The sequence below is a fragment of the Blochmannia endosymbiont of Camponotus quercicola genome, from assembly GCF_059935335.1.
In genome coordinates, this window is sequence record NZ_CP011794.1 from 275,994 (window position 1) to 290,022 (window position 14,029).

The 14,029-nt window shown below is 27.7% G+C and carries 11 protein-coding genes; 3 read left to right on the forward strand and 8 right to left on the reverse strand.

What is annotated here, in order from left to right; genetic code table 11:
• Positions 1-172: 172 nt before the first annotated feature.
• Complete coding sequence (gene thiI / locus CBquer539_RS01230; protein ID WP_500836642.1) at positions 173-1,627, forward strand: tRNA uracil 4-sulfurtransferase ThiI; 1,455 nt, start codon at positions 173-175, stop codon at positions 1,625-1,627.
• Positions 1,628-1,945: 318 nt separating this feature from the next.
• On the opposite strand, the gene CBquer539_RS01235 is transcribed toward thiI, so the two are convergent.
• The 6 genes from CBquer539_RS01235 to cyoA form a co-directional block, all read right to left on the reverse strand.
• A complete protein-coding gene (locus CBquer539_RS01235) occupies positions 1,946-3,067 on the reverse strand; it encodes an MFS transporter (protein WP_500836643.1) in 1,122 nt (373 codons plus the stop codon).
• 167 nt (positions 3,068-3,234) lie between these two features.
• Complete coding sequence (gene cyoE, locus CBquer539_RS01240; RefSeq protein WP_500836644.1) at positions 3,235-4,107, reverse strand: heme o synthase; 873 nt, start codon at positions 4,105-4,107, stop codon at positions 3,235-3,237.
• Between the two features lie 23 nt (positions 4,108-4,130).
• Positions 4,131-4,439, reverse strand: a complete 309-nt coding sequence (gene cyoD, locus CBquer539_RS01245; RefSeq protein ID WP_500836645.1) for a cytochrome o ubiquinol oxidase subunit IV — start codon at positions 4,437-4,439, stop codon at positions 4,131-4,133.
• 3 nt (positions 4,440-4,442) lie between these two features.
• Positions 4,443-5,024, reverse strand: coding sequence for a cytochrome o ubiquinol oxidase subunit III (cyoC, locus tag CBquer539_RS01250; protein ID WP_500836646.1), 582 nt, complete (start codon positions 5,022-5,024; stop codon positions 4,443-4,445).
• Positions 4,999-6,969, reverse strand: a complete 1,971-nt coding sequence (gene cyoB / locus CBquer539_RS01255; protein ID WP_500836647.1) for a cytochrome o ubiquinol oxidase subunit I — start codon at positions 6,967-6,969, stop codon at positions 4,999-5,001. The genes cyoC and cyoB overlap by 26 nt, the downstream gene beginning before the upstream one ends.
• A gap of 76 nt (positions 6,970-7,045) precedes the next feature.
• Positions 7,046-7,930, reverse strand: a complete 885-nt coding sequence (gene cyoA / locus CBquer539_RS01260; RefSeq protein ID WP_500836648.1) for a ubiquinol oxidase subunit II — start codon at positions 7,928-7,930, stop codon at positions 7,046-7,048.
• Between the two features lie 2,038 nt (positions 7,931-9,968).
• On the opposite strand from cyoA, the gene clpP reads away from it, so the two are divergent.
• Together clpP and clpX are read left to right on the forward strand one after the other, a co-directional pair.
• On the forward strand, positions 9,969-10,595 hold the full coding sequence (gene clpP / locus CBquer539_RS01265; protein ID WP_500836649.1) for an ATP-dependent Clp endopeptidase proteolytic subunit ClpP: 627 nt from the start codon (positions 9,969-9,971) through the stop codon (positions 10,593-10,595).
• 136 nt (positions 10,596-10,731) lie between these two features.
• A complete protein-coding gene (gene clpX / locus CBquer539_RS01270; protein ID WP_500836650.1) occupies positions 10,732-12,009 on the forward strand; it encodes an ATP-dependent Clp protease ATP-binding subunit ClpX in 1,278 nt (425 codons plus the stop codon).
• Between the two features lie 248 nt (positions 12,010-12,257).
• On the opposite strand, the gene CBquer539_RS01275 is transcribed toward clpX, so the two are convergent.
• Both CBquer539_RS01275 and mutY read right to left on the reverse strand, forming a co-directional pair.
• Positions 12,258-12,500, reverse strand: coding sequence for an oxidative damage protection protein (locus CBquer539_RS01275; protein WP_500836651.1), 243 nt, complete (start codon positions 12,498-12,500; stop codon positions 12,258-12,260).
• Positions 12,501-12,567: 67 nt separating this feature from the next.
• Positions 12,568-13,623: an A/G-specific adenine glycosylase gene (mutY, locus tag CBquer539_RS01280; protein ID WP_500836652.1), complete on the reverse strand. Its 1,056-nt coding sequence runs from the start codon at positions 13,621-13,623 to the stop codon at positions 12,568-12,570.
• Positions 13,624-14,029 lie beyond the last annotated feature (406 nt).

Here is a 14,029-nt window from a genome sequence, read left to right on the forward strand (position 1 = left end):
TTGTATATATTTTATAAATAAAACAAATAACAGCTTATTGCAATTTTTGTGCGTCAATATGAAAGAAAGCGGACTATAATAATAATAATAATAATAATATTTATTTAGTTCAAAATTACATATCTAATACATTATATGCATAATGTACTTTTTTAGTATTTAAGATAATTACATGAAAATAATTATTAAATTTTCACCAGAAATTACAATAAAAAGTCGCGCTGTACGAGTTTTTTTTATAAAAATTCTTATTACGAATATTAAAACTATTTTTAAAAGAAATAATGAATTAGCATCAATTATACATAATTGGGATTATCTTGAAATAATATGTAACAATACCCAAAAAATAAACATTATTTTAATGAATGTTCCTGGTATTCATCATTTTTTATTAGTTAAAGAGGATATGTTTAATTCCTTGCAAGATATTTATGAAAAAATTATACTTAGGCTGAATCATGACATTAAATTATCAGGAAAAAACTTTTGCGTACGAGTTAAACGTCGCGGTAAACATCATTTTACTTCTCAGGAAGCTGAACATTATTTAGGCAATAAACTGTGCCAACATATAAGTAATGCCAGGGTGAATTTAACAAAACCTGACACAATCGTGTATTTAGAAATTAAAGATAATAAACTTTTTATAATTATTAAGCGTTACGAGGGATTAGGAGGATTGCCTATAGGCACGCAACCAGAACTTTTGTCATTGATTTCAGGAGGATTTGATTCAGCTGTTGCTAGCTATATGTTAATTCGTCGAGGATGTAAGGTTAATTATTGTTTTTTTAATTTAGGCGGAACTGTGCATGCTGTTGAAGTATGTAAAATAATATATTTTTTATGGAACAAATTTAGTAGTTCTCATAAAATAAAATTTATTTCTATTGATTTTTCAGAAGTAATTAAAGAAATTATTTCTAAAATAAAAGACAACCAAATAGGAGTGGTCTTAAAACGTATGATGATACGTTGTGCATCATTGATAGCCAATCGTTGGAAAATTACTGCATTAATAACAGGAGAAGTGTTAGGACAAGTATCTAGTCAAACCTTAAGTAATCTAATACTTATTGACAGTGTGTCTGATCATGTAATATTTCGTCCTTTAATTTCTTATGACAAAGAAAAAATTATCGATTTGGCGCGAAAAATAGGTACAGAGATATATTCAAAAGTTGTTCCAGAATATTGTGGAGTAATATCAAAAAAATCAACTATAAAAACAACAAAACAATGCATTGAATCTGAAGAAAGTAACTTCGATTTCACTATATTAGAACGTGCAGTGTCTCAATCTTATATGATAGAAGTACAAGATATTCCTGAACAAATAATTAATCAGCATATGTTTGAGGTAGAAACTAAAAACATATTAACTTGCAATGATATAGTATTGGATATACGTACAGAAATTGAGCAAGAAAGAAATCCTCTTTATTTAACTGACATAGAAATAAAAAAAATACCTTTTTATAAATTAGTGGATCAATTTGCTCAATTAGATCCAAATAAAGTATATTTATTATATTGCGATCATGGTATAATGAGTAAGTTGCAGGCAATGTATTTGCATAAACAGGGATTCTACAACGTAAAGATTTATAGACCATCTCAATAATATATTATACATAATATATAAATGTTGTGTTGAAAATTTAAATTAATAAGGAGAGTTTTCATTATTTAGTGAAAAATAAATCGTAGCAAAATAAAAGTACTATTTTATAGTAAAATATTATAATAATCAGTTTAAGATGTTTTTAATACTGTATTAAACTGTAATTAATAAATTAGAGTAATCATAATGGTTTACAAGAACACAATCAGATTTATTTAAAATATATTCTAATATTTTATGTATGCAATTCTAATATGACTATAGGTATAAGGATTAAATTCTCATATCATTTTCGGTTGCCGTATTAATAAACTGTGATTAATGTAAAGTGTTACTTACTGTCATACATAGAAAAGATATAATTAACGCAAAAATTAGAACCAGCCATATTCCTTTTATTTCTAACAAAAATCCACCTAAAATTCCTCCGAATCCTATTCCTAAGAATTGGCTAATAGAATACATACTAATGGTAGTGCCTTTGTATTTTTTTGGTGATTCTTTGCTTATCAAAGTAGGCAATATTGTTTCTATTAAACTAAATGCTATAAAAAATAGTTGCATTCCAAACAAAAATATTTGATAGTAATACATGTTTGTTATTATAATTAATTCAGATAAAAATAAAATGTTCATACAAATAATTAATATTTTTTTTGTATAGTTTCTATTCTCGGAATAAATAATACATGTCAATACTGTAATTGCGGATATTATCATAATAATACTATAAATTTTCCAATGTATGGCTAGGGGAAACCCTAAATTTATTATTGCTTTAGGTAGGGCAATAAAGTTTAGCATTAAAATAGTATGCACAAAAAATATACTAATATTCAATTTTATTAGTTGAGAGTGAGTTAGTATTTGTTTAATGTTATTCAACATGATAAATAAATTTTCATCATGTTTTTCAAGATTAGGAGAAATAGGTGGTATCATTATATAAGTTAGAAATATAGCTAACATAGTTAATACAGTAATACTATGAAATAACCCGTGTAATCCAAATGTATTAGTAATAATCGGACCAAAAATCATAGAAGCAGCAAATGTTATACCAACACTCATTCCAACTGAAGCCATAGCTTTTGTGTGATGTTTTTCTTGCACTGAATTTAATAATAATGCTATAAGTGAGCTGCTAATAGCTCCTGATCCTTGTAACGCGCGTCCGAAAATAAGCCCCCAAATATTATTGGTAGTTGCTGCTATTTCACTACCAAAAGCAAATAAAATTAAACCTCCAATGATGACGAATTTGTGACCAATTTTATCAGATATTAATCCAAAAGGTAATTGAAAAATTATTTGCATTAAACCATATATTCCAATAGCTATACCTATTAAACTGCCATTTACTCCTTGTAGGGAAGTAGCATGAATAGTTAAAACAGGTAGAATCATAAATATTCCTGCCATGCGGAATGCAAACACCATGTTTAAACCCAGTATAGTACACAGTTCTTTTTTAGTCATTACAGTATTATAATACCTAAATATTTTGAAAATATATCTGAGTATAATATTTTAAAAGTATCAATGTATATGTATATTTAAATAGAAATTTATAAATTGTTAAGAAATTTATTTATCATGATAAATGCTTATACAGAAAATAAAATATGATCTAAAGATAAAAGAAAATTTAATGATACTACGACAATAACAGACAATAAAAACATTTTTTTTGCCCACAAACTATCATTATTAATTACTTTATAACCATGGAATCCCATATATAACCACCATAAGTTCATAATACTGATTATAAGTAAAAAAATATAACTAGCGTATCCTGCAGCAGTAAACAATATAGTTGCTATAATAAATCCAATGATATACATAACCATATGGTTCTTAGTCAGCTTTACTCCTTTTTTAATAGGAAAAGTTGGAATGCAAGCTACCTTGTAATCATGTAATCGCAAAATAGCAATGGAATAAGAATGCGGGATTTGCCATAAACTGAAAATTATTAGTAATATTAATGCTCCTGTATCAAATCGGTTTGTGACAGTACAATATCCAATTATTGGGGGCATCGCTCCTGATATACTCCCAACTATTACACTATACACAGATCTACGTTTCATCCATAAACTATATACACCGACATATATAAATAAACCTATTGCTGCTAGATATACTGCCAAAAAATTTTTAGTAAGGCTCAAAAATAAAAACCCAAATACACTTAAGATTATTGCATATAATATACTTTGATTTAAAAAGGATTTACTATAGTGCTTTACTAACACTCTGTTTTTAGTTCTTTCCATAACTGCATCAATATCTCGATCAATAATGTTATTTAACACACAGCCCGCAGCTATAACTAATGTTATCCCTATAGCCATTTTGATAAACAAAGGATAATACACATAACTTCGTGATGCTATTAAAAAGCCTCCTATAGAAGACATTAAATTACCTGCAACAATTCTTGGCTTTATGAGATGTAAATAACGTTTAATCATATAAATTAATTAAATTGTCTCGTTCAAATCATCAAATTGTGATGTAAATGCGTCATAATCCATATACTACCTAATACAAGAATAAACACGATAAATACTGTGAATATTAAAGATATTAAATTCCATGCTTGATGAGATGTATTTCCTAAATGTAAGAAGAAGATTAAATGAATAAAAATCTGAATTATTGCACAAAATACCATAATATTTGTTAATATTTTTCTATTTATTGTGTTACATGTGACCATAAAAAATGGAATAATTGTCAAAATTACAGACAATATAAATCCAATCAAATGTGATTTATGTTTATGTGTATGATTATGTTTCATTAATCATAGCACTCCCATTAAATATACTTCAGTAAATACGCATATCCATATAATATCAAGAAAATGCCAAAATAAACTTAAACATTGTAGTCGTATGTGGTTGGTATGTGTTAATCCTTGATACATAATATGTATAATCATTACTACAATCCAAATAAGTCCCGCTATTATATGTAGACCATGAGTCCCTACCAAAGTAAAAAAAGAAGACAGAAACGCACTTCGGCATGGATTATTTCCTGATTTAATTAAATGATAAAATTCATAAATCTCCATACTAACAAAACATAGTCCTAATAAAAAAGTTATCCCCATCCAAATATTTACTTGTTTCGTATATGATTTTTCTGCATATATCATGACTTGACTGTAAGTTAGACTACTTAATAATAAACAACAAGTTTCTACAAATACAAAAGGTAATGTAAATATATCTTTGCCTGAAGAACAATTTGCTGTATTGTTGTCTAATACTGCATATATTGCAAATAAACTTGCAAATAAAATACAATCACTCATTATGTATAACCAAAAACCAAATATTGTTTTTGTATTTACATTATTGTGTTGATACATTGTTGGCATATTCAATTTCTTTAATTTTCTCTACCGATACGTAATATTCTGTATCATCATTAAATGTGTGGATAATCCACGTTGCTATTATTCCAAAAATACTAAAAATAACGAGCCACCATATATACCAAATCATACCAAATCCAAATGCTAAACTAAAAAAAGATATCAAAATTCCAGAATAAGTATTTTTAGGCATATGTATAGATTGATATTGTTCAAGAGAAGAATATGTATTTCTATTATTTTGTACATACCAAAAAAAATCACGATCATCGTTGATGACAGGAATAATTGCAAAATTATAAAATGGTGGAGGAGAAGAAACAGCCCATTCTAAAGTGGAAGCGTTCCATGGATTTCCAGTTAAATCTAAATATTTATTACGATTTACAACACTGACTATTATTTGGATGCATTGACATATGATACCCAATCCAATCAATATAGTACCCATTGATGCTGTTATTAACATTGACGAAAATATTGGATCAATGTGTTGACTTAATCGGCGAGTCATACCCATGAATCCTAAAATATACAACGGCATAAATGCTACATAAAATCCGACGATCCAAAACCAAAAAGCACGTTTTCCCCATTGCTCATTTAAAAGATAACCAAAGGCTTTAGGAAACCAATAAGTAGCACCAGCAAAACAACCAAATAACACGCCCCCAATAATAACATTATGAAAATGAGCGATTAAAAATAAACTGTTATGTAATACGAAATCAGCGCCAGGTACAGCTAATAATACTCCAGTCATACCTCCTATAGAAAATGTAATGATAAATCCAATAGTCCACAGCATCGGAGAAGTAAAAATAATTTTTCCTCGATACATAGTAAATAACCAATTGAAGACTTTTACCCCGGTTGGAATAGCGATTACCATGGTCATGATTCCAAAAAATGCATTAACATTAGCACCTGCTCCCATAGTAAAAAAATGATGTAACCATACACAAAAAGATAATACGGTAATAGCGATAGTAGCCCATACTAATGAAGTATACCCAAATAATTTCTTTTGTGAAAAAGTGGAAACAATTTCTGAAAATACACCAAATACAGGTAGCACTAAAATATATACTTCTGGATGCCCCCAAGCCCAAAACAAATTTATGTACATCATCATATTCCCCCCCAAGTCATTAGTAAAAAAGTGGGTTCCCAGATAACGATCTAACGTTAATAGGGCGACAGTAACTGTTAAAATTGGAAAGGCTGCAATGATTAACGTATTCGTACATAAAGCAGTCCAAGTAAATACTGGCATTTTCATCATTGATAATCCTGGAGCTCGCATATATAAAATTGTGGTAAAAAAGTTTATACCAGTTAAAGTAGTTCCTATTCCGGAAATTTGTATACTCCATATCCAATAATCGACACCGACACCAGGACTATATTCTTTACTTGATAATGGCGGGTAACCTGCCCATCCTGTTTGTGCGAATTCTCCTATTCCTAAAGAAAGATTTATTAAAATTACACCTACCATAAACAACCAAAAACTTAAAGAATTCAAAAAAGGAAAAGCGACATCTCGTGCTCCAATTTGTAATGGAACTATTAAATTCATTAATCCTACTACGAACGGAGTAGCCATAAATATAATCATGATTACACCATGAGCCGTAATTATTTGATTATAATGATGAGCTGAAAGAAATTCATATGATCCAGAGGAAGATAAAGCTTGTTGTGCTCTCATCATGATTGCATCAGCAAATCCACGTAAAAACATAATACATGAAACTATAATATACATGATTCCAATTTTTTTATGATCTACAGAAGTCAACCATTCATCCCAAAGATATTTCCATTTATTGTAATATGTAATTGTGCTGGCAATTATAATTCCAATAAAAAGAATTATAATGATCGTGGACATAATAACTGGATCTTCATATGGAATAGAATGTATTGTTAATTTTCCAAACATTACTTGGTCATCCTTACATATTTAATAATATTTATTAACAACAATTGTGTTGTATACTGAGGAACTATCATTATAGTTAAAAATGTTGTGTATTTTGGTGTGTAAATTTATTAATCACATTATAAAATAAGTTGGGTTGTACATTGGAAAAATAAATTACCGGATGACATTCACTGGGTTGAGCCAACTCTTCGTAGATTACCATACTATCAATGTGATGAGGTGATTGTTGAACTTTTTGTATCCATTGCTTAAATTCTTTTTTAGTTTGCGTAGCAATAACAGTAAATTTCATATCAGAAAATCCTTGACCACTAAAATTTGATGAAATACCTTTGTATTTACCTGCTTCGTTGGCTATTAAATGTAGTTCTGTGCGCATTCCAGCCATTGCATAAATTTGCCCTCCTAATTGAGGAATAAAAAAAGAATTCATAACTGAATTAGAAGTGACATTGAACTTTATTGGCGCATACGCTGGAAAAACAACCTCGTTAGTAACTGCTATATTTTCTTTCGGATAAATAAAAAGCCATTTCCAATCTAATGATATAACATTAATAATTATTGGTTGCGCAGCAGAAGATGTAATGGGGTTTTTAGGGTCTAATTTATGAGTAGATTGCCAAGTTAAAATCCCTAAAAAGATAATGATTAAAATTGGTACAGACCATACTATAAATTCTATTTTTTCGGAGTTTACCCAATTAGGATTATATTGTATATTTTTATAATTAGATGCTCTATATTTGATGACAAAAAAAATTGTCATTACAATTACTGGAACGACTATACTTAGCATTAATACAAATGCGGTTAATATGAGAGAACGTTCCTCTATTCCAATTTGTCCTTTGGGATGTAATAAAACTATATCGTTGCATCCATTTAATACAGTTATTAAACTACACAGTAATAATAAAATATATATCTTTTTATATTTGTATACGCTGAATTTCATTCAACAAATTTTGACACGAGTGTATATTTAGTTTTGAAGTAAGTATCCTACCGCAAACTGGCATTAATGTAAATAGATTAATATATATCTCTAAAAATTATTCACAATTATTATTTATGAATAAATATTAAATATAGTTGATGTATTTGTGTAAAAATTGACTCCATTTTATAATATAGAAATAAAACTTAAATATTTAATTATTTAATAATTTATTGAAATATTTATATTTCAAGATATATTTGATTCTAGTTTTTATACTAAATCGCTTCAAACGAATTAATTTCCATTTATTATTTACTTGTTTAATTAATAAAATCATTACGATATTAATGCTGCCAATATTATTCAAAACTTCAGCGAATTGATAGTTTAAGAATATAATTTAAGCAGAATAATTATTCATTAAATACATGTATAGATTATATCTATAATACATTTATCATACATGTTGTATGATGCTGCTTAATCTTATATGTTTTATTGTTGTTTTCAATCTGTACGGTTAGGGGAAATAAATGAGATACACTTAGTTATTGAAAGTTATTGGAAATATTCAGAGTTTATGAAGGCAGCCCTATTTATTATTTACTTTATCCTGTAATATTGTGAATATAGCAATTATGACAAATTAGTACGCCTGCTAAAATCTATGTATATTGATAGTATTGTGTTAGAAAAGTACTATTTTTTGTTTAAAAAATAAAATTATGGACCATTTCTCTCTTAAGAAACAATGATAAAATTGATAAATCAAAATTTTGTGGATTTTATTACCAAAAAATAAATCTGATAAATGAATCAACGCAATATTATACATGTTTATAATAATGGTAAAAATTTTTATATACACTGCACAGTAGAAGTATATCCAAATGTAAAATTGTACAGGATGAGCTAGTATTAAACAACTAAAAAACCACTAGTAACAGAGATTATGAAAATTATGTTGATATGAATTTTAAAAAGATATAAACACCTATATACATATGGGAACGAATGTAGTAATGAAATTAGTATAAGAGTCGTGTTGCCTTAGATTTTGTTGCAGTATCCTATAATCATATTAGGACATTATTATGATAGCTGATAAAAACAATTAATTTTATTTGATTGATAAAGAGATATTTATTTGTAATACAGGAGATTGTTTAAATATGGGTTCTCACTAAGAATATTTTAAAGGAAACCACATGAATTTCGCTGTTGTTTTAAAAAAGGTAGAAATTTTAGTTTTTAAAATTAGATAGAATTATATTGAATATTTTTGACCCATATAACAACACGAAAAAACATAAGTGTATACGCAAAAAATTAGTGAACATATTAAACATCATCTAAACAATATCATCAGAAATAAAAATAAAAAAAATTAAATAACAAATAGCATATTACGTTTTAATGATGTTTCATTTCTTTTGACGCATATAGCATATGAAGTTGATGGTTTAAAGTAATAAGTCAATAAAGTATACAATATTGATAACGGACCAAATAAAATAAAATCATCGTTTGATTTACTTTTAGTAAAATTTAATTTTGTGGCTCAAGTTAAACATCTGTTCAATTTCATTACTATTCAGTGAAATTATTTAAAAAACAAAATTGATATTGATTATTTTCTGCTCATAAATTACTAATAATATGGTAGGGTACATTTGGGGTGTCAGAAAAAATACAATCATTTAAAATAATACGACAACTATGAGATATATTCGAAAAATCTTATTTTTAGAAAAGATAATAATTAATTTGCAATATTTATAGTATATATTTATAGCTATAAAATAAGAGGTTCATATGTATTATATGATTAAAAATTAAGTGATATATATATATATTATAATTTTCTATTATGATCCTTAATTATTTGATTAAATACGAACTATTAGAAGTTGCAATCTTTAATAGTTACTTTAATTAATTAAATATTATTTTAAATTTAGTTTGAATTTTTTTTAAAAACTGTATTATATCAACAAGTTAAACAATATTTATATATAACAGATATATAATAAAGGAAGATATAGTACATGTTATGCAATATTTAAATAATTTTAAAGAACCTTACTATCATCGTATGGTGGTAGTACCAACAGTAATAGAGCAGACTATTCGCGGAGATCGTGTATACGATATATTTTCTTTGTTGCTAAAAGAAAGAATTATTTTTATGACAGGCACTATTGAAGATAGTATAGCTAATTTGATTGTTGCGCAAATGATGTTTTTAGAATCAGAAAATTCAGAAAAAGACATAAATTTGTATATTAATTCTCCGGGGGGAGTGATAACCGCAGGAATGTCGATATACGATACTATACAATTTGTAAAACCTGATGTTAGCACATTTTGCATGGGACAAGCTGCATCCATGAGTGCTTTCTTATTAGCCTCTGGTACTAAAGGTAAACGATTTTGTTTACCGAATGCTCGAATAATGATTCATCAGCCATTAGGATGTTTTCAGGGTCAAGCTACTGACATTGCCATTCATACTAGAGAGATATTAAAAATTAAAAGTAATATAAATGAGCTTATGGCGAAACATACAGGACAATCTATTGATATAATTAATAAAGATACAGAACGAGATTGCTTTCTATCTGCTGATGAAGCTATGAAGTATGGATTAGTAGATTGTGTATTATCCAAACGAATATAAATTTGAGCTAGTAATTATTTTGTGTTTTATTATTACCGTTATCTATAAAATAATTTATGTCTAAATTTATTGTTCATTTCTCAGGTAGTTTGTAGTTTGTTTATGTTGATAAAGATAAAGGAAAGGATATTAGATTGTGAGCGATAATCATCGAGATCATTCAGAAAATACGTTGTATTGTTCATTTTGTGGAAAAGACCAAAATCGAGTATTAAAATTAATTGCCGGGCTATCAGCACATATTTGTGATACATGTGTTAGTTTATGTAAAGATATAATTAATCAAGAGCTTAAAGACAAAATTATCAACGAAAAATTGATTACATTTCCTACACCCCATGAAATTAAAAATCATTTAGATGACTATGTTATTGGGCAAGAACATACTAAAAAAGTACTTGCAGTAGCAGTATATAATCATTACAAACGTTTACGTAATGCAAAAACACATACGAACAATAGTAACAGCGTAAAATTATGTAAAAGCAATATTTTATTAATTGGTCCGACAGGAAGTGGTAAAACGTTATTAGCAGAAACATTAGCTCGTTTTCTTAATGTCCCATTTTCTATATCAGATGCCACTACCTTAACGGAAGCGGGATACGTAGGTGAGGATGTAGAAAATATTGTACAGAAATTATTACAACGATGCAATTATGATGTGAATAAAGCACAACAAGGTATCATTTACATAGATGAAATAGATAAAATTTCTAGAAAATCAGAAAACCCTTCTATTACCCGAGATGTTTCGGGGGAAGGGGTGCAACAAGCTTTGTTGAAGTTGATTGAGGGCACTATAGCTGCTGTGCCACCACAAGGAGGTCGTAAACACCCTCAGCAGGAATTTATACAAGTAGATACTACTAATATTCTTTTTATTTGTGGAGGCTCTTTTTTTGGTTTAAACCAAATTACCCAACAGCGTACTACTAACAAACGTACAATTGGCTTTCAGGTTTTCGAGAACAATGATATAGCACCACAAAATACTGAACGTTCATTATTAACACAAATTGAGCCGGAAGATTTAATTAAATTCGGTTTGATTCCTGAATTTGTGGGTCGACTTCCAATAATTTCTACTTTAGATGAACTGGGAGAGGAGGAATTAATTAAAATCTTAAAAGAACCAAAGAACGCTTTAATAAAACAATATGAAACATTATTTCGTATAGATGGAGTGAAATTAGAATTTTCCGAAACATCATTGACTGCTATAGTTAAAAATGCTATGAAAAGAAAAATCGGGGCTCGTGGACTTAGGGCTATTTTAGAGGATATTTTGCTAGATATAATGTATAAATTACCTTCTCAAAATAATATAGATAGAGTAATAATTGATGAATCAGTAGTGTGTGGATGCTCAAAACCACTATTAATCTATAGTAAACATAATAAATTAGCTTAATTATCTTAACACTAAACTATATTAATTACATTTTCGTTATGAAGTGAGAGAATGTATAATATGTTGTCTTATTTATTATAAATTTCAAAATAGTTCGTTATAATCAACTACCATGATAACTGTGTTTATATTAACATAAAATTTGGTAAAATATACGCACATATTTATAATTATTACTTATAAAACATTATATAATTATAATAATGTATAATTCAAATGAAATGAGACTTTAGTAGTTGGTTACCCGTTTATTTGGAATTTTTTCCGAACAGAAAAATTTTCATTTCTTTTTCAAGAATCATACGATCGTCAATATTCATCATATTGAGTTTATTTTCATTGATTAAAATAGTTTGTTTGTTTTGCCATTGCATCCATGCAATCTTGGAAATATGTTCATAAATATGTTGTCCTAATATTCCTGGATAACATGGAGCATCTAATCCTTCAGCGTATTTTTTTAAAAAAACACAATAGATTATTTTTGGCATTATTAAGGTTCTCTCATTCAACAATCATTTTTGTGGGGGAGGTGAGTTCTTCAACGTTCTTATTAGGTTATGACTGTAATTTCTGTAATACTATAGAAATTGGTTTAGGGAGCCCGATGATTGGAGGATTCATTAAATCATACCAGATCCCATCTTCTTTATAATTTAATTTTTTGTTGATATTAAGTAATATCGGTTTAATTTCTAGATCAAGATTACTTAATTTATGTTTTAAACCAGACAGGTTGATGCATTGATTATTATCGAGATGATAATGTAACAACCATGTATTTAACATTTTAGGGCTAGAAAACTCAGGAAAGCAAAACAATCCTCCCCATATTCCTTGGTATGATCGTTTTTCAAGCCAGATCATTTTCATCTGACGCTGTTGTAGCGAGAGTATCAGCAACCAGATAGTTTTTTTAAGCAATCTTTTTTGAGGTTTCTTTTTGGGATATTGATTAATACGATTAGTTAAAAAGGCTTGACAACTTTCCTGAAGAGGGCAGTTTTCGCAAACTGGATACGTATTAGTGCATATTAATCTTCCAAGATCCATCATAGCTTGATTAAAAACTGCTGGTCCTATATTAGGTAGCAGTTGCTCGATTAACAACCATAGCTCATCATTTATCTTAGATTTGCTTCCTGATAAATAATAATCAAGAGCATAATATCTAATTAGTATTCGTTTTATGTTTCCATCAAGAATAGGATAACGTTGATTTAATGCTAATGATAATATAGCTCCCGCGGTGGATTTTCCGATACCAGGAAAAGAGACAAGTGTATCAAAATCTTTTGGAAAATTACCGCAATAATGATTAACGATAATTTTGGCTGTTTTATGTAGGTTTCTAGCTCGTGCATAATACCCTAATCCGCTCCACAAGAATAATACTTCGTCTAATTCTGCCGCCGCCAATTGTTTAATTGTTGGAAATCTTGTAATAAATCGTTCATAATACCAAATTACGGTTTTTACTTGTGTTTGTTGTAGCATAATTTCAGATAACCAAGTTTTATACATTGTTTTATTCAGTTGCCACGGTAAATCTTGTGTTCTATATTTTTGATACCAAAGTAATATTTTATTTGAAAAAATTAAATTTTGAGCCATGTTATTTTTGTACTATGTATAAGCAAAGTGTAATAAAATATAATTTGTATGTTTTTATAATTACATTAAACTCGTTCAAAGTATTTCTTAAGATTTTAAAAATGATTTTTTTTATGTAAAACTAAAATAGTGTCTGATATCTTTTTAAAAGTAATAATAAATGTTTTTAACGAAAAATAAAATATACAATTTAATTCAAAATTTAGATATTTTATCTCATGTCTATATATTTTTAAAAACAGACATATCAATATACAACAAACTACTTTTGGGAATAAATTTAACAATTATATATTTTTAATAATTACTAAAAATATAATATCTATAGATTAGTATATATTCTTTAATAATCAATAACTACACATATTTTATAAAAATCATTGACATTATTATAAATATTTACTGA

Bases quoted from the DNA above. Each gene is read 5' to 3' on its own strand.
- mutY (WP_500836652.1), bottom strand. From the start codon at position 13,623: ATGGCTCAAAATTTAATTTTTTCAAATAAAATATTACTTTGGTATCAA.
- cyoE (WP_500836644.1), bottom strand. From the start codon at position 4,107: ATGATTAAACGTTATTTACATCTCATAAAGCCAAGAATTGTTGCAGGT.
- CBquer539_RS01235 (WP_500836643.1), bottom strand. From the start codon at position 3,067: ATGGTGTTTGCATTCCGCATGGCAGGAATATTTATGATTCTACCTGTT.
- thiI (WP_500836642.1), top strand. From the start codon at position 173: ATGAAAATAATTATTAAATTTTCACCAGAAATTACAATAAAAAGTCGC.
- cyoA (WP_500836648.1), bottom strand. From the start codon at position 7,930: ATGAAATTCAGCGTATACAAATATAAAAAGATATATATTTTATTATTA.
- clpP (WP_500836649.1), top strand. From the start codon at position 9,969: ATGCAATATTTAAATAATTTTAAAGAACCTTACTATCATCGTATGGTG.
- cyoD (WP_500836645.1), bottom strand. From the start codon at position 4,439: ATGAAACATAATCATACACATAAACATAAATCACATTTGATTGGATTT.
- cyoB (WP_500836647.1), bottom strand. From the start codon at position 6,969: ATGTTTGGAAAATTAACAATACATTCTATTCCATATGAAGATCCAGTT.
- CBquer539_RS01275 (WP_500836651.1), bottom strand. From the start codon at position 12,500: ATGCCAAAAATAATCTATTGTGTTTTTTTAAAAAAATACGCTGAAGGA.
- cyoC (WP_500836646.1), bottom strand. From the start codon at position 5,024: ATGCCAACAATGTATCAACACAATAATGTAAATACAAAAACAATATTT.